This is a genomic window from Bradyrhizobium sp. AZCC 2230, from assembly GCF_036924495.1.
Classification (GTDB): Bacteria; Pseudomonadota; Alphaproteobacteria; order Rhizobiales; family Xanthobacteraceae; genus Bradyrhizobium; species Bradyrhizobium rifense.
Window position 1 is genome coordinate 6,055,481 of record NZ_JAZHRS010000001.1, and the last position, 20,314, is coordinate 6,075,794.

Genomic DNA, 20,314 nt, shown 5'->3' on the forward strand with positions numbered 1-20,314 from the left:
CGGCATCGTAACGAATTTAGGCGAGTTCGCCTGTCCACCGATCCCGCCCGTTCCAGTAAGGGCAGTGCGGGCAGGCCTCTCCCATTGGATAATCAATACCCTCTTCGTGCGGACAGCCGATGATTCCATCGACCATCGCCACCGAGTGCACCGAATGCTGCTTTAGAAATAAAGCGATTTCGGCGAACACCTTCTCTTCGGTCCGCAAATCCGCGGTCTCCGAAAACCAGCGGCGCAATTCGGGTTCCGCTCCTTCCGTTCGGATAAAGGAGACAGCTATTTTTGAAGCCCGCCGATTGTCGGGACCATAAAAAGCGATCGTGCCAACGGGGTAGCCGCGCATGCCCTGCTTGGCTTTCTTTCGAAGCCATTTCTCGGGCTGGGGTCCGATCGTCATCGCCATGGCAGAGTACGTTCCCCAGTCGCGGTCACCATTTGCCCCGGATTCTGCAGACTGCTGGCGGAGAGGGAGGGATTCGAACCCCCGATAGGCTTGCACCTATGCCGCATTTCGAGTGCGGTGCATTCAACCACTCTGCCACCTCTCCTGAAGGCGCCATATGAGGAGCAGGGCCCCTGTGGTTGGGGGCGTTAATAGGCGAGGATGGCGGGCCAGACAAGGCGCGAAAGGGGAAAATCCGCTGCCTCTTTCGCCCTGCCCTCGCGATTGGGGAGGAACTGCCATGGAGCACCTGACGATCTCCGCCAATGGCGCCGAATTCCATCTGGTTCGCGCCGGACAGGGAAAACCGCTGCTTTTGCTGCATGGCTGGCCGGAATTCTGGCTGACCTGGGAGCCGGTGATGTCAGGGCTTTCGGACCGGTTCATGCTTGTAGCACCCGATCTGCGCGGCTTTGGCGACAGCGACAAACCGGAGGGGGCTTACGGGCCGGACGGCCATGCGGTCGACATGCTGGCCGTGATGGACGGGCTCGGCATCGACCGATTCGGGGTGGTCGGCCATGATGTCGGCGGCGCGGTGATGCAGCCGTTGGCCCGGCGGGCGCCCGAGCGGCTCGCCGGGCTGTTCTTCTTCGATTTCGTCTATCCCGGGATCGGGGCGCGGATGGCGGCGCCGGATCGGCTCAACCACATCTGGTATCAATCTTTCCACCAGATGGAGATGGCGCCGGGCCTGGTCGGCGCGAGCCGTGAGAGCTGCCTGCTCTATATTGCGCACTTTTTGAAGGGCTGGGCCCATCGCAACGACGCGTTCGATGACGTGCTCGACGCCTTCGGCGACAATTTCTTCAAGGAGGGCAATCTCGCCGGCGGCTTTGCACATTATCGGGCGTCGCATGCGGGGCGGGTCGCGATGATGAAGGGCGAAGCGCCGCAGCTCCCGCCGATCTTTGTGCCGACCTGCGTGCGCTGGGCCGAGCACGATCCGCTGTTTCCCTATGAATGGACCGACCGGCTGGGTGAGACGTTTGCCGAGCTCGATCTGGCGATGTTTCCCGGGGTCGGACACTTCCCGCATCGCGAGGACCCGGATCGCGCGGCGGCGGAGATCGCGGGGTTCTTTCAGCGGATTGGCTGGAGCTGAAGCATGATGAAATCAAGTTCGGCTGTGCGAGGTTCACCTCTCCCCAGCGGGGAGAGGTCGGATTGCGTTGGCGCGCAATTGCGCGCCTGAGCAATCCGGGTGAGGGGACGCAGCACTCAGTCAGACCGTAAGCCCTCACCCGGACCGCATCTTACGATGCGATCCGACCTCTCCCTACGGGAGAGGTGATCCGAGTCCTGGGGCTCGCAGCGATTCAACCAAAAGTCATCCCGCTCTGAAGAACGAGTGGGACCGCCAGACGCGGTAAACACTGGCGGTCCCGTGCCGCTCATTACAATGCTGGCCAGGAAGGGCGGCTTCGCAGGCCTGCTTGAGGCGACGATTCGACCCTAGCGTGCAGCCCGTGCGCCGCAACGCAATCCGGTCCTTAACCTAACCAGTCAAGGTTACTCCTTGTCGTTCTTCTTGCTGTCCTTGTTGTTTTCCTTGGCTTTTTTCTTCCCATTATCCGTGGAGTCCCGGTCCTTGCCGTTGCCGTTGTCCTTGCGGCGATTGGTGAAGCGGGCATTGCCCAAACCGGTGCCGATGGTGAGCACGCCCCAGCGATCGACATCCTGCATGAACGGCACCTCGGAGAGGCCCTGAACCACGCCGTCATTGTGCATCAGGATCGCGGTGTCGTGCTCGCCGACCTGCGGAATGCCCTCGATCAAACTCGCCGGCAGGTTGAACTTGCTGCTCTCCCAATTGCCGGGGAGATTCTGCGCGCCCTTTTCGATGGAGCCGTCCGCGTTGATCACGCCGGGACAGGCGATGCCGATGAAGGGCGCGAGCTTGAGGCCTTCGGTCTCGGCTTCCGTGATCAGCCCCTTCAGCATCTTGATGAGACGTTTCACCGCGCCTTCGCGCGTCGGCTCGTCATCGGCATGGCGCCACAGCTCGGATTTTAGAATCGAAGCTTTCGAAAGATCCTTGGCCTTCTTCCAGTTCGTCACCACCAGGCCGCAGCGGATGTTGGTGCCGCCGATATCGACCGCGAGGATGCTGTCATAGGCCTCGAAAATCCATGACGGCGCCAGATGCAGCGCGCCGAGCAGGCCGGCTTCATCGGGATGATGCCGGATCGGCACCATGTCGATCTTGAAATCCTCGGACTTCAGGATGATCTCGGTGCGCGCGATCGCGAGCTCGCCGAGCCGTGAATCGCGGAAGCCGCCGCCGACTACGATGCGCTCGGTCTTGGCCCAGGCCTTTGACTTGAGGAAACGGCGCGTGACGTAGGCGAGCTCCTGGGCGAAATCCTCGATCGCGCTGTGCACCACCGCGGAGGCCTCCACGTCGTCGCTGACCAGGATCGCATCCAGCGTCTTCTTGCTGATGTTCTCCGAGGGCTCCTTGCCGAAGGGGTCCTCGCCCGATTTGCGCAGCGGCTTGCGCCAGCGGTCGAGAATCTCGCGGAACGCGCCCTTGCTGGCGCGGTCGCCGAGAAAACCGTCCTCGTCCTTCATCTCGATGTTGAAGCTGTCGACGTCCACCGACGGCAGCCGCTCGCCGCCGTGATCGGCGATGCCCGTCGTTTTGACCAACTCGTCCGTTGCCATGGAAAGCCCTTGCCCGCGTGCGGATTTGCGGGGGACAACGGCGAGGGAACCGGTTGGTTGCTAGGCGGCCGAGATTCGGGTCGGCGCGGGCCAAATCCTTCCAATCCGGGGCCTTTTCGCCCGCTTTTCCTTGACTCTTCGCAGCTGGCGGCTATAAGTCCCACGACCGGCGCGGGGCGTTTCTCGCGCCGCTTGTTTTTGCGTGGTTTTTCAAAGGGATAACTCCCGCCCGCACAAAACTCGCAATAAACCCATAGCGACTGACAAAAAGCCGGCCCCGACGAATTTCGTCGCGAGGCCGGGATTGAACACGAAGGAAAACAACGATGTTCGCAGTCATCAAAACCGGCGGCCGGCAGTACCGCGTCGTTCCGGATGATGTCCTGGAAGTAGGCAAGATCGAAGGCGAAGTCGGCACGATCGTGCAGCTGAGCGAGGTTCTGGTGGTTGGCGGCGATACGCCGATCCTGGGTCTCCCGACGGTGGCCGGTGCGTCCGTTGCGGTCGAAGTGCTCGACCACAAGCGCGGACCGAAGGTCATCGCGTTCAAGAAGCGCCGCCGCAAGAATTCGCGCCGCAAGCGTGGCTACCGCGACGAGATCACGGTTCTCCGCATCTCCGAGATCCTGACGGACGGCGCCAAGCCCACCAAGGGCCCGCGTCCGAAGCGGGAAAAGGTGGCGAAGGAAGCCGACAAGGAAGCCGACGCCGCCTAAAATCGATCACGCCAATTCACGAATTGATGCGTGAGAGATTTTGAAATGATTCCGTCAAGGAATTGACCTAGACATACGCAGGATTTCGGAGACGAGCCATGGCTCACAAAAAAGCAGGCGGTTCATCGCGCAACGGTCGCGATTCAAAGGGTAAGCGCCTTGGCGTCAAGGTGTTCGGCGGGGAGCGCGTGATTCCCGGCAACATCATTGCACGTCAGCGCGGCACCACTTGGCATCCCGGCCTTAATGTCGGCATGGGCACCGACCACACTCTGTTCGCCAAGATCGAGGGTCATGTTGAATTCCAGGCCAAAGCCAATGGCCGCACCTTCGTAGCGGTGCTCCCGCTTGCAGAGGCTGCTGAATAGACGGTGGATCATTTGGAGTCCGCCGGGTCCTTGACCGAACCGGCGGAGTCCAGAGATCAAAAGATCGGGGCTCCAGGGGAGGCAGGGAAACCGGCCTCCCTTTTCGTTTGACTTGCTCACTTTTCACTTAGTGACTTTCACGGAGCCGGACATGTTGCAGGACTTTTCGAGCGTGACCTTGCGTGAGGCGAGACCGAGCGTCGTCGCCACCGAACGGCTGACCTTGCGGCGGCCGACGCTTGCCGACGTCAAAACCATCGCCCTCCTCGCCAACGACCGCCGTGTCGCGGAAAATACCCGCCGCCTCCCCCATCCCTATTCGCAGAACGATGCCGTCGAATTCATCCGCGCCACCGCCGCGCTCGGCAGCGAGACCGTGTTCCTGATCGAGCACGATAGCGGGCCCGTCGGCATGGTCGGCATCGACCGCTCCACGCCTGACAATGCCGAGCTCGGCTACTGGCTCGGCGTCGAGCATTGGGGCCGGGGCTTTGCTACCGAGGCCGCGCGCGGCGCGATCGACTTCTTCTTCGAGGAGTTCGAGGACGACCACCTCTATGCCGGTGCGCGCGTCACCAACCCGGCCTCGCGCAACGTGCTGGAGAAGTGCGGCTTCCAGTGGAGCGGCGTGCAACTGCATCGCTTCCTGGCGCTGGGCTCCTCGACGCCGGTCGACTGCTTCCGCCTCTCGCGCGGGGTGTGGTCGTCGCTGAAGAGCTGGAGCAGCGCGAGACGGATGAGGTAGGGCGTCATTCTCCGCTGTCGTCCCTGCGAAAGCAGGGACCCATAACCACAGGGAGGAGTGTGGGGCGAGGCCCCCACTCCGAGTCTTCGCAAAATGTCTCCCCGTGGGTATGGGTCCCGGATCTGCGCTTCGCTTGTCCGGGACGACAGCGGAATTACACCGGCGGATTTACCTCTCCGCCGGCGCGGCCCAAATCGCGCTCACGCAAGTAGATGTAGAACCCGGCGCCGATGATGATCGCGGCACCGACGATGGTGGCGATCGACGGCACATCGCCGAACACGACGAAGCCAAAGATCACGGCCCAGACGATCATCGAATATTGATACGGCACCACGACGCTCGCCGGCGCGAGCTTGAGCGAGCGATTGACGCAGAACAGCGCGGTCACCGAAATGAGGCCCGCCAGCGCGAAGAACACGAGGCTGCCCGGCGTCGGCGGCACCCAGTGGAACGCGGACAGCACAGCGCCCAGTGAAAACGTGCCGATGAATTGCGAGGACGCCATCACGATGTCAGGCGTCTTGCGCAGGCTGCGCGTGATCAGCATCAGCGTCGCAAACGACAGGCTGCCGCCGAGCGCGATCAGCGCCGGCAGGCTCACCGTCTGCGCCGACGGCCGCAGCGCGATCAACACGCCGCAGAAGCCGATCAGAATCGCCGTCCAGCGCCGCCAGCCGACCTTCTCGCCCAGAAAGATCGCCGACATCGCGGTGACGAAAATGGGGCCGGCGAGATAATAGGTGACGACGTCGGCGAGCGGCAGATAGACGGTGGCGAGGAAGAAAGCCGCCACCTCCAGCGTCGACAGCGTCACGCGAAGCAGCTGAAGCCACGGCCGCTCCATGTGAAAAAAGTCGTGACGCTGCCGCCAGATCATCGGCGACAGCAGCAGCAACGCCGCGCAGGCGCGCAGGAACAAGAGCTGCCCCACCGAATACGTCCCGACCAGGAACTTGCCCATGGCGTCGCCGAACGAGAACATGGAGATCGACAGCACCATGAGGGCGATGCCGGCCAGCCGTGCCGAGCGGTCGTCATAGGCGGAGAGATTTTTGAACAAGGGCATTGCTGTCGATCGTGGAAACTCGTCATTGCGAGGAGCTCTTGCGACGAAGCAATCCAGACTGTGTCCGCGGAGACGGTCTGGATTGCTTCGCTTCGCTCGCAATGACGGGCGGAGTGAGCGCGGGAAACCGGCGAATAGAGTCGCTTGCGGTCGTTTTAATGACGTGAGCCACCGCCACAAGCCCACCTCCGTCGAATTGAACGGATTGTCGCACTCGCGGTAGCGATAGGCGCGTGACCTGGAAGGGACGCAGAAATTCCTGATCCGCCGCCGGCCGGCTGGTTAAGCAAGGGGCCAAATTCGCGGAAATTCGGCCGATTCAGGGGTAAGTCCGGGTTGCCGCGGGGGACCGGCTGGCCTACCTATGGCCCATGAAATTCCTCGACGAAGCAAAGGTCTATATCCGCTCCGGTGACGGCGGAAACGGCTGCGTGGCGTTCCGCCGCGAAAAATTCATTGAATTCGGCGGTCCCTCCGGCGGCAATGGCGGCCGCGGCGGCAGCGTCATCCTCGAAGTCGCTGACGGCCTCAACACGCTGATCGACTACCGCTACCAGCAGCACTTCAAGGCCCAGAAGGGCGAGAACGGCGCAGGCTCGGACCGCCACGGCGCCAATGGCAAGGCGATCGTGCTCAAGGTTCCCATGGGCACGCAGATCTTCGACGAAGACCGCGAGACGCTGATCCATGACTTCACCAATCTCGGCGAAAAGTTCGTGCTGGCCGAGGGCGGCAATGGCGGCTTCGGCAACGCGCATTTCAAATCGTCGACCAACCGCGCCCCGCGCAACGCCAATCCCGGCCAGCCCGGCGAAGAGCGCTGGATCTGGCTGCGGCTGAAGCTGATCGCCGATGCCGGTCTCGTCGGCATGCCCAATGCCGGCAAGTCGACCTTCCTCTCCAAGGTCAGCGCGGCGCGGCCCAAGATCGCCGACTATCCCTTCACCACGCTGCATCCGCAGCTCGGCGTCGTGAACGCCGACGGCCGCGAATTCGTGCTGGCCGACATTCCGGGCCTGATCGAAGGCGCGCATGAAGGCACCGGCCTCGGCGACCGTTTCCTCGGCCATGTCGAGCGCTGCCGTGTGCTGCTGCATCTGATCGATGCGACCTGCGAGCATGCCGGCAAGGCCTACAAGACGGTGCGCAAGGAGCTCGACGCCTATGGCGGGCTGCTCACGGACAAGATCGAGATCGTCGCGCTCAACAAGATCGACGCGGTCGAGCCGGACGAGCTGAAGAAGCAGAAGGAGCGGCTGAAGCGCGCCGCGAAGAAGACGCCGCTGCTGCTCTCCGGCATCACCGGCGACGGCGTCAAGGAAGCGCTCCGCGCGCTCGTGGATGTGATCGGCGAGGCCCCGGTCTCGGCCAAGGCGAAGAGCGCGGCCGAAGCGGAGCCGTGGTCGGCCTAAGGCGAGCGCCGCTCTCTCCATACCTCTCCCCAACGGGGAGAGGTCGATTTGCGCAGCAAATCGGGTGAGGGGCTCAGGTCCCACGAGAAAGCGTAACCCCTCACCCGGCGCTACGCGCCGACCTCTCCCTCCGGGAGAGGTTTTCTTCGTACCATCAATAGCGCAATATCCCGCAAACGAAGGATGGAGCGATGAGCATGGCGCGCGCGAAGAACGTTCTCTGGATCATGTGCGACCAGCTTCGCTATGATTATCTCGGCTGCACCGGCCATCCGACGCTGAAGACGCCGAACATCGACGCCATGGCCAAGCGTGGCGTGCTGTTCTCGAAGGCGTATGTGCAATCGCCGATCTGCGGCCCGTCGCGAATGTCGTTCTACACCGGACGCTACATGCGCTCGCACGGCTCGCACTGGAACGGCTGGCCGCTGCGCGTCGGCGAGCCCACACTCGGCGACCACCTCAAGAAAATCGGCGTGCGCAACGTGCTGGTCGGCAAGACCCACATGGCGCCCGACCTCGAAGGCATGAAGGCGCTCGGCATTCCCCCGGAATCGATGATCGGCGTGCACGTCGCCGAATGCGGCTTCGAGCCTTACGAGCGCGACGACGGCCTGCATCCGACCGGCCGGCCGCGCCCGAAATACGACGCGTATCTGCGCCGCCAAGGTTTTGAAGCCACGAACCCGTGGGAGCATTGGGCCAATTCAGGCGCAGCCGACGACGGCTCGTTGCAGAACGGCTGGCTGCTGGTGCACGCCGACAAGGCCGCGCGCGTGCCGGACGAGCATTCCGAGACGCCCTACATGACGCGGCGCGCGATGGACTTCATCAGCGAGGCCGAGACCGACGGCCGGCCGTGGTGCCTGCATCTGTCCTACATCAAGCCGCACTGGCCCTACATCGCGCCAGAGCCTTACGCGAGCATGTATTCGTCATCAGACATGATCCCGGTGATCCGCTCCGAGCGCGAGCGCTCGAGCCCGCATCCGGTGTTCGGCGCCTATATGGACATGCGCTATTCCCGCAACATGGCGCGCGACGATGCCCGCGAGAAGGTGATCCCGACCTATATGGGCCTGATCACCCAGATCGATGATCAGATGGGCGTGCTGATGAAGTTCCTGGAGGAACGCGGCCTGCTGGAAACGACCATGATCGTGTTCACCTCCGATCACGGCGATTATCTCGGCGATCACTGGATGGGCGAGAAGGATCTGTTCCACGAGCAGTCGGCCAAGATTCCGCTGATCGTCATCGACCCCTCGAATGAAGCCGACGCCACGCGCGGCACACGCAGCGATGCGCTGGTCGAAGGCATCGATCTCGCGCCGACCTTCGTCGATTATTTCGGCGGCAAGGTGCCGGGCCACATCCTCGAAGGACGTTCGCTGCTGCCGCTGCTCCGCGGCCCAACGCCGGGCGATTGGCGCAAGGTGGCGTTCTCCGAATACGATTACGCCATGCAGGACGTGCGGCTGAAGCTCAACCAGCCGATCGAGCGCTGCCGCCTGTTCATGGTGTTCGACGGCCGCTGGAAATACATCCACGCCTCCGGCTTCCGCCCGATGCTGTACGACCTCGAAACCGACCCGCAGGAATTCTTGGACCGCGGCGAGGATCCAGAATGCGCCGGCATCATCGCGCGGTTGCAAGCCGAGCTGTTCGACTGGGCGCTGCATCCGAATGACCACATCACCACGCCGCGCGAGAAGATCGCGAATTATGCGGACAACCAGCTCCAGGTGAAGGGTGGGATTCTGATCGGCGTGTGGGATGAAGCGGAGCTTGCGTCGATCAAGGACGGCATCGCGCAGCGCGCGAATATGTGAGTTGCCTCGCCTCGCCCCGCTTGCGGGGAGAGGCCGACGCGCACAGCGCGGCGGGTGAGGGGGACTCTCCGCGAGTTCAACTCCAGCCGCCTTTGCGGAAGCAGCCCCTCACCCCAACCCTCTCCCCGTAAGAACGGGGAGAGGGAGAAGACCTCAATTCTCGATCTTGTACCCCGTCGCGTTCACGATCGGCCGCCAGAACGTCGTATTTGCGGCGAGTTCCTTGGTCAATCCATCCGCGCTGCTGCCGACCGGAATTAGCCCGATCGCCGTCAGCTTCTCCTTCACCTCTGGCTTGGCGAGCGCAGCACTTGCGGCCACGCCGAGCTTGCTGGCGAATTCCGGCGGGCTGCCGGCGGGAAGCCACATGCCGTACCAGGCATCGGCGACGAGATCGATGCCGCTCTCCTTCAGTGTCGGGACGTCGGGCGCGAACGGCGAACGTTCCGCGCTCGACACCGCAATGATCTTCACGCCCTTGGCGCGATGCTGCGGCAGCGCATCCGCCAGCGTGGTGATCCCGAAAGAAATGTGGCCGCCGATGATGTCGTTGAGGATCGGGGCACTGCCGCGATAAGGCACGCGCGTCAAGGGAATGCCGAGATCCTTCTCGAGCTTGGAGCCCATGAAGTGCGGAATGGTGCCGTTGCTGGGAACGCCGAACGACGTCTTGTCGGGATGCGCCTTCAGCCATGCGACGAAGCCCTTGAAGTCGGCGGCATCGATTTCCGGACCGATCACGACGGCAAACTCGAACCGCGCCAGCAGCGACACCGGCATGAAATCCTTGGCCGTGTCGAAGCTCGGAATCGTCTCCACCATCGGCAGCAGATACATGGTCGGCCCCGTCGTCACCAGCACCATGCTGCCGTCGGGGCTTGCACCTTTCACCGCCTTGATGCCGATCAGACCGTCACCGCCGGTGCGATTCTCGACCACGATGGTCCGTTGCAGCACCGGTGCGATCTCCTGCGCGATCAGCCGACACAGCGTGTCGCCGCCCGCCCCCGCCGCGAATGGGAAGATGACCTTGCTGAGTCCGGCCTGCGCTGGGGCCTCACCGACCTGCGCCAGCAGCGGCAAACCGAGACATCCGGCCATGAATTTGCGGCGATCCATTCGTTTCCCCATCCAGCCCGTGATTGGTTGTCGGCATTAGAACCGGGCCGGCCGGCAAGACAAGACCGACCTTCGCCGTTTACCGGGCCTGCCGCCTTGCGCTGGCCATCGTCCTGCTGCAAAAGCAGGCCTCAACGGCACAGCTCTCCGCTCCGCCGTTTCCAGAGCAATTCGTCACACGCGCCAACCCGTACGCACATGGCCAGCCCCGAACTCAGTCAATTCCGCCGCATCGTCGTCAAGGTCGGCTCCGCGCTGCTGGTCGATTCCGACAAAGGCGAGGTGCGGGCGTCGTGGCTGGCCGCGCTCGCCGACGACATGGCCAAGCTGCATCGCGAGGGGCGCGATGTCCTCGTGGTCTCCTCGGGATCGATCGCGCTCGGCCGCAGCCGGCTCAAGCTGCCGCGCGGGCCGCTGAAGCTGGAGGAGAGCCAGGCCGCCGCCGCCGTCGGCCAGATCGAACTCGCCCGGATCTGGTCGGAGGTGCTCGGGGCACACGGCATCGGCGCCGGACAGATTTTGGTGACGCTCCAGGACACCGAAGAGCGCCGCCGCTATCTCAACGCCCGCTCCACCATCGGCAAGCTGCTGGAGTGGCGCGCGATCCCCGTCATCAACGAGAACGACACGGTCGCGACCAACGAGATCCGCTACGGCGACAATGACCGCCTCGCCGCGCGCGTCGCCACCATGGCGAGCGCCGATCTGCTGGTGCTGCTTTCGGACATCGACGGGCTTTACGACGCGCCGCCGAAGAACAATCCGAACGCCAAGCTGATCCCGGTGGTCGACAGCATCTCCTCCGAGATCGAGGCGGTGGCAGGAGACGCCGAGTCCGAATTGTCGCGCGGCGGCATGCGCACCAAGGTCGAGGCGGCCAAGATCGCCACCACCGGCGGCACGCATATGCTGATTGCGTCCGGCAAGATCGAGCATCCGCTGCAGGCGATCGCCAATGGCGGCCGCTGCACCTGGTTCCTGACGCCGGCCAATCCCATCACCTCGCGAAAACGGTGGATCGCGGGCACGCTGGAGCCGAAGGGCACGCTGACGATCGACGCCGGCGCCGTGACGGCGCTGCGTGCCGGCGCCAGCCTGCTGCCGGCCGGCGTGATCAAGGTCGAGGGCCAGTTCGCCCGCGGCGATGCCGTGATCGTCCGCGGCCCCGACACCAGCGAGATCGGCCGCGGCCTGATCGCCTATGACGCCGAGGTCGCCGAGCGGATCAAGGGCCGCTCGTCGCCGGACGTGATGTCGATCCTCGGCATCAGCGGGCGCTCGGAGATGATCCACCGCGACGATCTGGTGGTCGGCGGGTAAGCGCGAGCAAGTCCGCCAACTATTGCATGTCGTCAGAGCCGACATCCTGACGGCCGTGCATCACGCGGATGATCTCGACTCCATCGGGCAACGGGACATAGAAGATCACATAATTGCCGACGGGGAAGCTGCGCAGGCTGTCGCGCAATTCTCGCCGCTCGCGGCCAGCCAAAGGGTTTTCCACGAGCATTTCGAAAATCTCGCCGATGCGCGCAATCTGCTTGTCTGCCGCCTGAACGCTGTCCGACGCGATGAAATCCCAGATCGAATCGAGATCTCGGTCGGCTTGCGGAGCTTTGCGGAATCTATTCGTCACGTTTGCGCGCGGCCAGTCGCTGCCGTCCCCGCGCCTTGATGTCGTTCATCCATTCCTGGACATCGACCTCTTCCATTGGTCCGCTGTCAAAGCCCTTCTGGATTTCCTCCCGCAGCGCCTCCAGCTTGACCTTGCGCCGCTCCTCGCGCTCTTCGACCAGGCGAAGGCCTTCGCGCATCACCTCGCTCGCGGTGGCATAGCGACCGGTCTCGACGAGGCCGTCGATCAGGTCCTCGAAGTGCTTACCAATGCTGTAGCTGCTCGGCATGGGGAGGCTCCGTTATCATATAGTGATACTCATTGATATTTGAGCCGCCCGCAAGGATTTGTCCGATTTTCGGCACGACCCGGCCATTGGCCGACCTGGCGGCGCCGGCTGAGCCCCTGCCATACCCTCCCCGCCCTTCGCAGACGCGGGATTTCCGTGCTAGGACACTGCCTTAGCAGAAGGTTGAACTCCCTATGGCCGCCCCCCTCAAAGCCGTTGACGGCAATGCCGATCTTCAGGCGCTGATGTCCGATCTCGCAGCCAAAGCGCGCGCCGCCGCGCGCGTGCTGGCGCTGGCGCCGCCGGAGCAGAAGAACCGGGCACTGGAAGCCATGGAGCGGGCGATCCGCAGCAATGCTGCAGCGATCCTTGCCGCAAATGCCGAGGACGTCGCCGAGGCGCGTGCGTCCGGCAATGCCACGTCCTCCTTCATCGACCGTCTCACGCTGACGCCGGCGCGGGTCGAAGGCATGGCCGAAGGCATCGCCATCGTGCGCGGGATCGCCGATCCCGTCGGCATCGTCACCGAGAGCTGGCAGCGGCCGAACGGCATGACCATCGAGCGCGTGCGCGTGCCGATCGGCGTCGTCGGCGTGATCTTCGAGAGCCGGCCCAATGTCGCGGCGGATGCCGGCGTGCTCTGTTTGAAGTCCGGCAATGCCGTGATCCTGCGCGGCGGCTCCGACAGTTTCCGCTCCTGCCGCGCCATCCATGAATGCCTGGTGCAAGGCCTGCGCGAAGCCGGCCTGCCCGAAGCCGCGATCACGCTGGTACCGACGCGCGACCGCGCGGCGGTCGGCATGATGCTGTCCGGATTGAACGGCGCCGTTGACGTGATCGTGCCGCGCGGCGGCAAGAGCCTCGTCGCGCGTGTCGAGCAGGAAGCGCGCGTGCCGGTGTTCGCGCATCTCGAAGGCGTCAATCACGTCTACATCGATGGCAGCGCCGATCTCACCATGGCCAAGTCGATCGTCCTCAACGCCAAGATGCGCCGCACCGGCGTCTGCGGCGCGGCCGAAACGCTGCTGGTCGATCGCGCAGCGGCTGCGAAGACCCTGAAGCCGCTGGTCGAGATGCTGATCGAGTCCGGCTGCGAGGTGCGCGGTGACGACGCCGTGCAAAAGACCGACGCGCGTGTAAAGCCTGCCAGCGAAGACGATTGGGACACCGAATATCTCGACGCGATCATCGCAGCAAAGGTGGTTGACGGCGTCGACGGCGCGATCGCGCACATCCAGGACCACGGCTCGCACCACACCGATGCGATCGTGAGCGAGAATGATTTGGCTGCGAAGAAATTCCTCAGCGAGGTCGATTCCGCAATCGTGTTGCACAACGCCTCGACGCAGTTCGCCGATGGCGGCGAATTCGGCTTCGGCGCCGAGATCGGCATCGCCACCGGCCGCTTCCATGCCCGCGGTCCGGTTGGTGCCGAGCAGTTGACGAGCTTCAAATATCGCGTTCACGGCACAGGGCAGACGCGGCCGTAAGGCATGGCGCGAGGCGTGGGGCATTGAGTAACAATTTCGTCGCGCCACGTTTCTTCGCGCAGGCCATCCCGCCCTACACGGAAGGCATGCGCATCGGCCTGCTCGGCGGCTCGTTCAATCCGCCGCACCAGGCGCATCGCGCGATCAGCCAGTTCGCGCTGAAGCGCCTTCAGCTCGATCGCGTGTGGTGGCTGGTGACGCCGGGCAATCCGCTGAAAGAGAACGGCAATCTGCATGAGCTCGGCGAGCGCATGCAGGCGGCGCGCGACGTCGCCAACGATTCCAGGATCGAGGTGAGCTGTCTCGAATCCGTCATTCGTACGCGCTACACTATCGACACGATCAACACGTTGCGCCGCCGTCTCAGTGGCTTGCGCTTTGTCTGGATTATGGGCGCCGACAATCTCGCTCAATTCCATCGTTGGCAGCACTGGCGGCGCATCGCCGACCAGGTGCCGATGGCGGTCATCGATCGCCCGCCGCAGAGTTTTCGTGCCCTTGCCTCACCCGCTGCCCAGGCGCTTGCGCGCTATCGCCTCCCCGAGAATAAGGCAGCATTACTTGCGGATCAGCCAGCGCCCGCCTGGGTCTTTCTGACCGGATTGAAGCTCAACCTCTCCTCGACCCGGTTACGGAACCCGGACGGGAGCTGGAAAGGTACGAAGTGAGACAGAGTATGGGGATTTACGGGCTCTCTGGCATATTGAAACCCTTAACCCCACATGATGTAGTGTAACCCGTGAGGGGCGGATTCGGCCCTCGCGATACAGTGAAAGGAATGGTCCCTGGCCACGTCTGTATTGTCCAAGTCAGCTTCGACGAAGTCTGTTTTACCCAAGGCTACGAAACCGGCGCGTAAAACATCGACCAAAGCGGCGGCCTTGAAGGCGCAACCCGACGCCGACAAGACGCTGAGCCTGATCCTCTCCCGCCTCGAGGACATGAAGGCGGAAGAGACGGTCACCATCGACCTTCGCGGCAAATCGGCATACTCCGACTACATGATCGTCACCACCGGCCGCGTGAACCGGCACGTTGGCGCGATCGCGGAGAACGTCGCAAAGAGCCTCAAGGAAACCGGCATCAAGAACATCCATGTCGAGGGCTTGCCCAACTGCGACTGGGTGCTGATCGATTCCGGCGATGTGATCGTGCACGTGTTCAGACCCGAGGTCCGTGAGTTCTACAATCTCGAGAGATTGTACACGCAGGGCCCAGGGGCGGCGAAGGCGATCTAGGCGCGATCTTAGAGGTGACTGGCCGATTTCGAATCGGCTGACGCGCATGCTAGCGTCGTGCGCGCGCGGACTGCGCGCGGTCTGGAAACGCGACCCTAAAACCTCATGCGTGTTGCTGTCATTGCGGTGGGCCGGCTGAAGCAGGGCCCCGAACGGGAGCTTGCCGACCGCTATTTCGAGCGGTTCGACGAGGCCGGCCGCAAGCTCGGATTCCGCGAGCTCACCATCCACGAAATCCCCGAGAGCCGCGCGCGCGACACCGCGACGCGAATGGCTGAGGAGGCCGCGGCAATCGCCGCGCACATTCCCGAAAAATCGATTCTGGTGGCGATGGACGAGCGCGGACAAAACCTCGATTCCACCGTATTCGCACGGAATCTCGGGCGCTGGCGCGACGAGGGCGCCGGTCATACTATCTTCGTGATCGGAGGGGCGGACGGACTTTCGCCCGAATTGCGCCGTAAGGCCAAGCTCGCGATTGCGTTCGGCTCTGCGACCTGGCCGCATCAAATGGTCCGCGTCATGCTTCTGGAACAGCTGTATCGGGCCGCCACCATTCTGGCCGGCCACCCCTATCACCGCGCGTGATTCGCGCGACAACGAGCACCTTGCCCAAGAACCTTGCCCAACAGATGCGAGCGCCAATCCTCAAATTGTTGCTGATTGCGAGCTGCGCCGGCGCAAGCCTCTTCGCTGAAGAAAGCCTCGCGCAAGCTCAGACAGCCGCACCGGCGCCGCAGACTGCGGCCATCTCGCCCGACGCCATCAAGCAGCGCGAGCAGGAGCTGGAAGCCGCGCGCGCAAGCAAGAAGAGCGCGGAGGAGGCGCAGGCCAAGCTGAAGGCCGAGATCACCTCGCTCGGCCAGGACCGCACCCAGCTCAATCAGCAATTGATCGACACCGCCGCCAATGTCCGCAGCGTCGAGACCAAGATCGACGAGGCCGAGGCGCGGCTGAAAACGCTGAACGGCCGCGAGCAGCAGGCGCGCGCCTCGCTCGATTCGCGCCGCGCCGACATCGTCGAGGTGTTGGCGGCGCTGCAGCGCGCCGGCCGGCGCACACCGCCGGCGCTGCTGGTGCGGCCCGAAGATGCGCTGCAATCGCTGCGCACGGCGATGCTGCTCGGTGCCGTCGTGCCGGAATTGCGCGGCCGCGCCGAGAAGATCGCGGGCGAGCTCGGCGAACTCGTGACCTTGCGCAAGAGCATCGCCGCCGAGCGCGACCAGCTCGCCTCCGACCGCGACAGGGTCCGCAGCGACCAGACCCGGCTCACCGCCCTGGTCGACGAACGGCAGCGCCAGCAGTCCTCGCGCGAAAAGGACCTCGACGCCGAGAATTCGCGCGCCATCACGCTGTCAAAGCAGGTCGGCGATCTCCAGGGGCTGATCGCCAAGATGGAGCAGGACCTGCAAAGCGCGGCCAAGGCCGCTGAGAAGGCGGCCGAGGCCGCAAAGCAGGCCGAGGCCAAGGAGGCCAAGGCAGCAGCGGCAAACGCGGCCGCAAACGCCAAACCCGGCCCGGCCGTGTTCAAGGACCGTTCCCGGACCAGCCCGGCCATCCTGTTCGCTTCGGCCAAGGGGCTCCTGCCGTTGCCGGTTAACGGTAACAAGATCAGGGACTTTGGCGGTTCCGACGGGGTCGGCGGGGTCCAGAAGGGCATTTCGCTGGCAACCAAGCCCGGTTCGCAGGTCACAACGCCGTGCGACGGCTGGGTGGTCTATGCCGGCCCGTTCCGCAGCTATGGACAACTCTTGATCCTCAATGCCGGGGGCGGGTATCATGTCCTGATCGCCGGGATGGAGCGCATTTCGGTAAACATCGGACAGTTTGTGCTCACGGGGGAACCGGTCGCGACCATGGGATCGACTTCTCAAGTCGCCTCCATTCTCGCCACCAACGCGAGTCAACCTGTGCTGTATGTCGAGTTCCGCAAAGACGGCACTCCAATCGATCCAGGCCCATGGTGGGCCGCAAATGAAGGCGAGAAGGTTCGCGGATGATGCGCAAGACTTCAGTTATCCTCCTCAGCGCTGCGACCGGTGCGGCGCTGACGCTGTTCGTGACCCAGCCGCGTGCGGTCTTCATGGGCTCCAGCGCGCGAGCCGCGACCGCTGACACCTATCGCCAGCTCAATCTGTTCGGCGACGTGTTCGAGCGCGTGCGCTCCGACTATGTCGAGAAGCCCGACGACACTAAGCTGATCGAATCCGCCATCAGCGGCATGCTCACCGGTCTCGATCCGCATTCGAGCTACATGGACGCCAAGAGCTTCCGCGACATGCAGGTGCAGACCCGCGGCGAGTTCGGCGGGCTCGGCATCGAGGTCACGATGGAAGACGGCCTGATCAAGGTGGTCTCGCCGATCGACGATACGCCCGCCTCGCGCGCCGGCGTCATGGCCAACGACATCATCACCAATCTCGACGATGAAGCGGTGCAGGGCCTGACCCTGAACCAGGCGGTCGAGAAAATGCGCGGCCCCGTCAACACCAAGATCAAGCTGAAGATCATCCGCAAGGGCCAGGACAACCCGATCGACGTCACGCTGGTGCGCGACAACATCCGCGTCCGTTCGGTGCGCGCGCGCGTCGAGGCCGACGACATCGCCTATATCCGCATCACCACCTTCAACGAGCAGACCACCGAAGGCCTGAAGAAGGAGGTCGCCAACCTCTCGACGCAGATCGGCGACAAGCTCAAGGGCTACGTCATCGACCTCCGCAACAATCCGGGCGGCCTGCTCGAGGAGGCCGTCACCGTCTCCGACTCGTTCCTGGAGAAGGGCGAGATCGTGTCGACCCGCGGCCGCAACGCCGAGGAGACCCAGCGCCGCACAGCGCACGCGGGCGACCTCACCAAGGGCAAGCCGGTCATCGTGCTGGTCAACGGCGGTTCGGCTTCGGCGTCGGAAATCGTCGCCGGCGCGCTGCAGGACCACAAGCGCGCGACCATCGTCGGCACGCGCTCGTTCGGCAAGGGCTCGGTGCAGACCATCATCCCGCTCGGCTCGGGCAACGGCGCGCTGCGCCTCACCACGGCGCGCTACTACACGCCGTCGGGCAAGTCGATCCAGGCCAAGGGCATCGTGCCCGACATCGAAGTGCTGCAGGACGTGCCGGACGAGCTGAAGTCGCGCACCGACACCAAGGGCGAAGCTTCGCTCCGCGGCCATCTCAAGAACGACGGCGACGAGAAGACCGGCTCGCAGTCCTACGTTCCGCCGGATGCCAAGGACGACAAGGCGCTCAAGCTCGCCGACGATCTGCTCCACGGCATCAAGAACAGCGCCAACGCGGCGCCGACGCCAGGCACCACCGACAAGGCGGCAGCCGATAAGCCCAAGGCCGCCAACTAAGCGCAGCCTCGGCAATCTATTGAAAAGGGCGGCTCCGGGAGCCGCCCTTTTTGCTTGGAGCTCCTGACATCCCCGGCCTATCCCGGCCTGCCGCCGCTTGACCTCGGCGTGGTATCTTCGGTGGAGTGATTCGGGATCTGGCATGACTGAAACGGCCGATGATCTGAGCGCCCCGCTCGGACAGGACAAGCCGCGCCGGAAACGGCGGCTGCGGCTGCCGTTTACCGCCATGCAGGCGCTGGCCGTGATGCTCGGCCTGTTCCTGGTCGCCTTTGCCGGCTTCGCCATCTTCAACAAGGACCCGCTCGGCGGCGAGCCGATGACGCGGATGGCGATCCGCGATTCGAAGGGCACTGACGAGAAGCCCGCGGCCGAGGCGGCTCCGGCCAGCCATGGTCAGGAGACCAAGCAAGCAACCAAGGAGGCGCCGAAAGAGGCTACCTCCGGCGAGCAGAAGACCGTCACCATGATCGACGGCTCGACCGGCGCGCGCCACGACGTGGTGATCGGCGCAGGCGACGACGCCGGCAAAAGCGAGGCGGCGTCCGCTGCTCCGGCCGTCATGGCCGGGATCGATCCAAAGCTGCTGGAGAAATCCCGCTACGGCATGATCCCCACGGTCTCAGGCGATCTCAAGCCGTTCAACGTCTACGCGGCCGAGGCCGACCGCGCCAAGGCGGCGAAAATGCCGGTCGTCGCGATCGTGATCGGCGGCCTCGGTGTCGGCGCCGCCAAGACCACCGATGCGATCATGAAGCTGCCGGGCGCGGTGACGCTGGCCTTCACGCCCTATGGCGCCGACCCCGGCAAGCTCGCCGAGCGCGCCCGTGCCCAGCGCCACGAGATCTTCCTCCAGATCCCGATGGAGCCCTACGACTTCCCGGACAACGATCCGGGGCCGCAGACACTCTTGACCTCGCTGACCGCCGACCAGAACACCGACCGCCTGTACTGGCACCTCAGCCGGATGCAGGGCTATGCCGGTATCACCAATTTCATGGGTGCACGCTTCGTGGCGACCGAGCCGGCGATGCAGCCGATCATCCGCGAGGCCTCCAGGCGCGGGCTCGGCTTCTTCGACGACGGTTCCTCGCCCCGCAGCATCGCGCCGCAGGCGGCGGGAAGCTTCGCCGTGCCGTTCGGCAAGGGCGACATCGCGCTCGACGCGGTGCCGACCCCGACCGAGATCGACCGCGCCCTGAACAAGCTGGAATCGGTGGCGAGGGAACGCGGCGTTGCCGTCGGCACCGCCTCGGCCCTGCCCGTCTCGATCGAGCGGGTCGGCGCCTGGATCAAGACATTGAGCGACCGGGGTATCCTTTTGGTGCCATTGACAACCGCGATGCTGAAATCAAAATCCAGCTAAATCAAAGAATTGGTACGGCATGGGCCCGACAGCCCAGCCGGCCGTACGCGAGGGGTTTGGCGGAATGGCGCGTTATGAGGATCTGCCCTACCGAACCTGCGTCGGGGTGATGCTAATCAATGCGAAGGGCCTGGTGTTCATCGGTCGGCGTGCCGGCGGTATCGAGCATGTCGACGACAGCCATGTCTGGCAGATGCCGCAGGGCGGCGTCGATCCCGGCGAGGACAATTGGGACGCCGCGAAACGCGAGCTCTATGAAGAGACCAGCGTGCGCTCGATCGAGCGGCTCGGCGAGGTTCCGGACTGGCTGATCTACGACATCCCGCGCACAGTCGCCGGCCGCGCCTGGAAGGGCCGCTACCGCGGCCAGCGCCAAAAATGGTTCGCGGTCCGCTTCACCGGCAAGGACAGCGAGATCAACGTCGCCAATCCCGGCGGCGGCGGCCACAAGGCCGAATTCGTCAGCTGGCGCTGGGAACCGATGAAGAACCTGACCGAGCTGATCATCCCGTTCAAGCGCCCGGTCTACGAGCGCGTGGTGAAGGAATTTTCCGCGCTGGCCGATGACTAAATCAAATTGTCATCCCGGCT

Annotated in this window: 21 protein-coding genes and 1 tRNA gene; 15 read left to right on the forward strand and 7 right to left on the reverse strand. The window is 64.0% G+C overall.

Annotated features, from left to right (window positions below; translation table 11 throughout):
• Nucleotides 1–16: 16 nt before the first annotated feature.
• Together V1280_RS28990 and V1280_RS28995 are read right to left on the reverse strand one after the other, a co-directional pair.
• Entirely contained in the window at nt 17–403 is a 387-nt protein-coding gene (locus V1280_RS28990; RefSeq protein WP_334532256.1) for a hypothetical protein, read from the reverse strand.
• Between the two features lie 55 nt (nt 404–458).
• Nucleotides 459–548 (reverse strand) — tRNA-Ser (locus tag V1280_RS28995).
• A gap of 135 nt (nt 549–683) precedes the next feature.
• Between V1280_RS28995 and V1280_RS29000 the strand changes: the two genes are divergently transcribed.
• Nucleotides 684–1,547, forward strand: a complete 864-nt coding sequence (locus V1280_RS29000) for an alpha/beta fold hydrolase (protein WP_334532259.1) — start codon at nt 684–686, stop codon at nt 1,545–1,547.
• A 407-nt stretch (nt 1,548–1,954) separates the two neighbouring features.
• Here V1280_RS29000 and V1280_RS29005 read toward each other — a convergent pair whose 3' ends face one another.
• Entirely contained in the window at nt 1,955–3,109 is a 1,155-nt protein-coding gene (locus V1280_RS29005) for an ROK family protein (RefSeq protein WP_334532262.1), read from the reverse strand.
• A 326-nt stretch (nt 3,110–3,435) separates the two neighbouring features.
• Between V1280_RS29005 and rplU the strand changes: the two genes are divergently transcribed.
• From rplU to V1280_RS29020, 3 genes are all read left to right on the forward strand, one after another.
• Entirely contained in the window at nt 3,436–3,825 is a 390-nt protein-coding gene (gene rplU, locus V1280_RS29010) for a 50S ribosomal protein L21 (RefSeq protein ID WP_334532265.1), read from the forward strand.
• 98 nt (nt 3,826–3,923) lie between these two features.
• Nucleotides 3,924–4,193, forward strand: a complete 270-nt coding sequence (gene rpmA, locus V1280_RS29015) for a 50S ribosomal protein L27 (protein ID WP_148778423.1) — start codon at nt 3,924–3,926, stop codon at nt 4,191–4,193.
• 151 nt (nt 4,194–4,344) lie between these two features.
• Nucleotides 4,345–4,938 (forward strand): GNAT family N-acetyltransferase, encoded by a 594-nt coding sequence (locus tag V1280_RS29020; protein ID WP_334532270.1) that lies wholly within the window; start codon nt 4,345–4,347, stop codon nt 4,936–4,938.
• Between the two features lie 154 nt (nt 4,939–5,092).
• On the opposite strand, the gene V1280_RS29025 is transcribed toward V1280_RS29020, so the two are convergent.
• Complete coding sequence (locus V1280_RS29025; protein WP_334532273.1) at nt 5,093–6,007, reverse strand: DMT family transporter; 915 nt, start codon at nt 6,005–6,007, stop codon at nt 5,093–5,095.
• A gap of 371 nt (nt 6,008–6,378) precedes the next feature.
• On the opposite strand from V1280_RS29025, the gene obgE reads away from it, so the two are divergent.
• Both obgE and V1280_RS29035 read left to right on the forward strand, forming a co-directional pair.
• A complete protein-coding gene (gene obgE / locus V1280_RS29030; protein WP_334532276.1) occupies nt 6,379–7,419 on the forward strand; it encodes a GTPase ObgE in 1,041 nt (346 codons plus the stop codon).
• A gap of 197 nt (nt 7,420–7,616) precedes the next feature.
• Nucleotides 7,617–9,251 (forward strand): alkaline phosphatase family protein, encoded by a 1,635-nt coding sequence (locus V1280_RS29035; protein WP_334538446.1) that lies wholly within the window; start codon nt 7,617–7,619, stop codon nt 9,249–9,251.
• A 153-nt stretch (nt 9,252–9,404) separates the two neighbouring features.
• On the opposite strand, the gene V1280_RS29040 is transcribed toward V1280_RS29035, so the two are convergent.
• Entirely contained in the window at nt 9,405–10,370 is a 966-nt protein-coding gene (locus tag V1280_RS29040; protein WP_334532279.1) for a Bug family tripartite tricarboxylate transporter substrate binding protein, read from the reverse strand.
• Between the two features lie 198 nt (nt 10,371–10,568).
• Here V1280_RS29040 and proB point away from each other — a divergent pair, with 198 nt between their 5' ends.
• Complete coding sequence (gene proB, locus V1280_RS29045; protein ID WP_334532282.1) at nt 10,569–11,690, forward strand: glutamate 5-kinase; 1,122 nt, start codon at nt 10,569–10,571, stop codon at nt 11,688–11,690.
• A gap of 19 nt (nt 11,691–11,709) precedes the next feature.
• Here proB and V1280_RS29050 read toward each other — a convergent pair whose 3' ends face one another.
• Both V1280_RS29050 and V1280_RS29055 read right to left on the reverse strand, forming a co-directional pair.
• Entirely contained in the window at nt 11,710–12,006 is a 297-nt protein-coding gene (locus V1280_RS29050; protein WP_334532285.1) for a type II toxin-antitoxin system RelE/ParE family toxin, read from the reverse strand.
• Nucleotides 11,996–12,274 (reverse strand): type II toxin-antitoxin system ParD family antitoxin, encoded by a 279-nt coding sequence (locus V1280_RS29055; RefSeq protein WP_334532288.1) that lies wholly within the window; start codon nt 12,272–12,274, stop codon nt 11,996–11,998. The genes V1280_RS29050 and V1280_RS29055 overlap by 11 nt, the downstream gene beginning before the upstream one ends.
• 194 nt (nt 12,275–12,468) lie before the next feature.
• Here V1280_RS29055 and V1280_RS29060 point away from each other — a divergent pair, with 194 nt between their 5' ends.
• From V1280_RS29060 to V1280_RS29095, 8 genes are all read left to right on the forward strand, one after another.
• The gene (locus V1280_RS29060) at nt 12,469–13,764 is read left to right on the forward strand and encodes a glutamate-5-semialdehyde dehydrogenase (protein ID WP_334532291.1); all 1,296 of its coding nucleotides are present in this window, start codon (nt 12,469–12,471) and stop codon (nt 13,762–13,764) included.
• Nucleotides 13,765–13,787: 23 nt separating this feature from the next.
• Nucleotides 13,788–14,432, forward strand: a complete 645-nt coding sequence (locus V1280_RS29065) for a nicotinate-nucleotide adenylyltransferase (RefSeq protein ID WP_334532294.1) — start codon at nt 13,788–13,790, stop codon at nt 14,430–14,432.
• Between the two features lie 213 nt (nt 14,433–14,645).
• Nucleotides 14,646–15,002 carry a ribosome silencing factor gene (gene rsfS / locus V1280_RS29070; protein ID WP_148778433.1) on the forward strand — a complete coding sequence of 119 codons (357 nt, stop codon included), beginning with the start codon at nt 14,646–14,648 and terminating at the stop codon, nt 15,000–15,002.
• Between the two features lie 105 nt (nt 15,003–15,107).
• Nucleotides 15,108–15,590: a 23S rRNA (pseudouridine(1915)-N(3))-methyltransferase RlmH gene (gene rlmH, locus V1280_RS29075; RefSeq protein ID WP_254191324.1), complete on the forward strand. Its 483-nt coding sequence runs from the start codon at nt 15,108–15,110 to the stop codon at nt 15,588–15,590.
• Nucleotides 15,591–15,634: 44 nt separating this feature from the next.
• Complete coding sequence (locus tag V1280_RS29080; protein ID WP_334532303.1) at nt 15,635–17,002, forward strand: murein hydrolase activator EnvC family protein; 1,368 nt, start codon at nt 15,635–15,637, stop codon at nt 17,000–17,002.
• A complete protein-coding gene (locus tag V1280_RS29085; RefSeq protein ID WP_148778436.1) occupies nt 16,999–18,357 on the forward strand; it encodes a S41 family peptidase in 1,359 nt (452 codons plus the stop codon). Before V1280_RS29080 ends, V1280_RS29085 begins: the two co-directional genes overlap by 4 nt.
• A 142-nt stretch (nt 18,358–18,499) precedes the next feature.
• Complete coding sequence (locus V1280_RS29090) at nt 18,500–19,723, forward strand: divergent polysaccharide deacetylase family protein (RefSeq protein ID WP_334532308.1); 1,224 nt, start codon at nt 18,500–18,502, stop codon at nt 19,721–19,723.
• Between the two features lie 64 nt (nt 19,724–19,787).
• Nucleotides 19,788–20,294, forward strand: a complete 507-nt coding sequence (locus V1280_RS29095; RefSeq protein WP_334538448.1) for an RNA pyrophosphohydrolase — start codon at nt 19,788–19,790, stop codon at nt 20,292–20,294.
• The last annotated feature ends 20 nt before the right edge of the window (nt 20,295–20,314 follow it).

Bases quoted from the DNA above. Each gene is read 5' to 3' on its own strand.
- rplU (WP_334532265.1), top strand. From the start codon at position 3,436: ATGTTCGCAGTCATCAAAACCGGCGGCCGGCAGTACCGCGTCGTTCCG.
- obgE (WP_334532276.1), top strand. From the start codon at position 6,379: ATGAAATTCCTCGACGAAGCAAAGGTCTATATCCGCTCCGGTGACGGC.
- V1280_RS29005 (WP_334532262.1), bottom strand. From the start codon at position 3,109: ATGGCAACGGACGAGTTGGTCAAAACGACGGGCATCGCCGATCACGGC.
- V1280_RS29025 (WP_334532273.1), bottom strand. From the start codon at position 6,007: ATGCCCTTGTTCAAAAATCTCTCCGCCTATGACGACCGCTCGGCACGG.
- V1280_RS29060 (WP_334532291.1), top strand. From the start codon at position 12,469: ATGGCCGCCCCCCTCAAAGCCGTTGACGGCAATGCCGATCTTCAGGCG.
- V1280_RS29040 (WP_334532279.1), bottom strand. From the start codon at position 10,370: ATGGATCGCCGCAAATTCATGGCCGGATGTCTCGGTTTGCCGCTGCTG.
- V1280_RS29000 (WP_334532259.1), top strand. From the start codon at position 684: ATGGAGCACCTGACGATCTCCGCCAATGGCGCCGAATTCCATCTGGTT.
- V1280_RS29055 (WP_334532288.1), bottom strand. From the start codon at position 12,274: ATGCCGAGCAGCTACAGCATTGGTAAGCACTTCGAGGACCTGATCGAC.
- V1280_RS29090 (WP_334532308.1), top strand. From the start codon at position 18,500: ATGACTGAAACGGCCGATGATCTGAGCGCCCCGCTCGGACAGGACAAG.
- proB (WP_334532282.1), top strand. From the start codon at position 10,569: ATGGCCAGCCCCGAACTCAGTCAATTCCGCCGCATCGTCGTCAAGGTC.
- V1280_RS29035 (WP_334538446.1), top strand. From the start codon at position 7,617: ATGGCGCGCGCGAAGAACGTTCTCTGGATCATGTGCGACCAGCTTCGC.
- V1280_RS28990 (WP_334532256.1), bottom strand. From the start codon at position 403: ATGGCGATGACGATCGGACCCCAGCCCGAGAAATGGCTTCGAAAGAAA.
- V1280_RS29080 (WP_334532303.1), top strand. From the start codon at position 15,635: ATGCGAGCGCCAATCCTCAAATTGTTGCTGATTGCGAGCTGCGCCGGC.
- V1280_RS29085 (WP_148778436.1), top strand. From the start codon at position 16,999: ATGATGCGCAAGACTTCAGTTATCCTCCTCAGCGCTGCGACCGGTGCG.
- V1280_RS29020 (WP_334532270.1), top strand. From the start codon at position 4,345: ATGTTGCAGGACTTTTCGAGCGTGACCTTGCGTGAGGCGAGACCGAGC.
- rlmH (WP_254191324.1), top strand. From the start codon at position 15,108: ATGCGTGTTGCTGTCATTGCGGTGGGCCGGCTGAAGCAGGGCCCCGAA.
- V1280_RS29095 (WP_334538448.1), top strand. From the start codon at position 19,788: ATGGCGCGTTATGAGGATCTGCCCTACCGAACCTGCGTCGGGGTGATG.
- rpmA (WP_148778423.1), top strand. From the start codon at position 3,924: ATGGCTCACAAAAAAGCAGGCGGTTCATCGCGCAACGGTCGCGATTCA.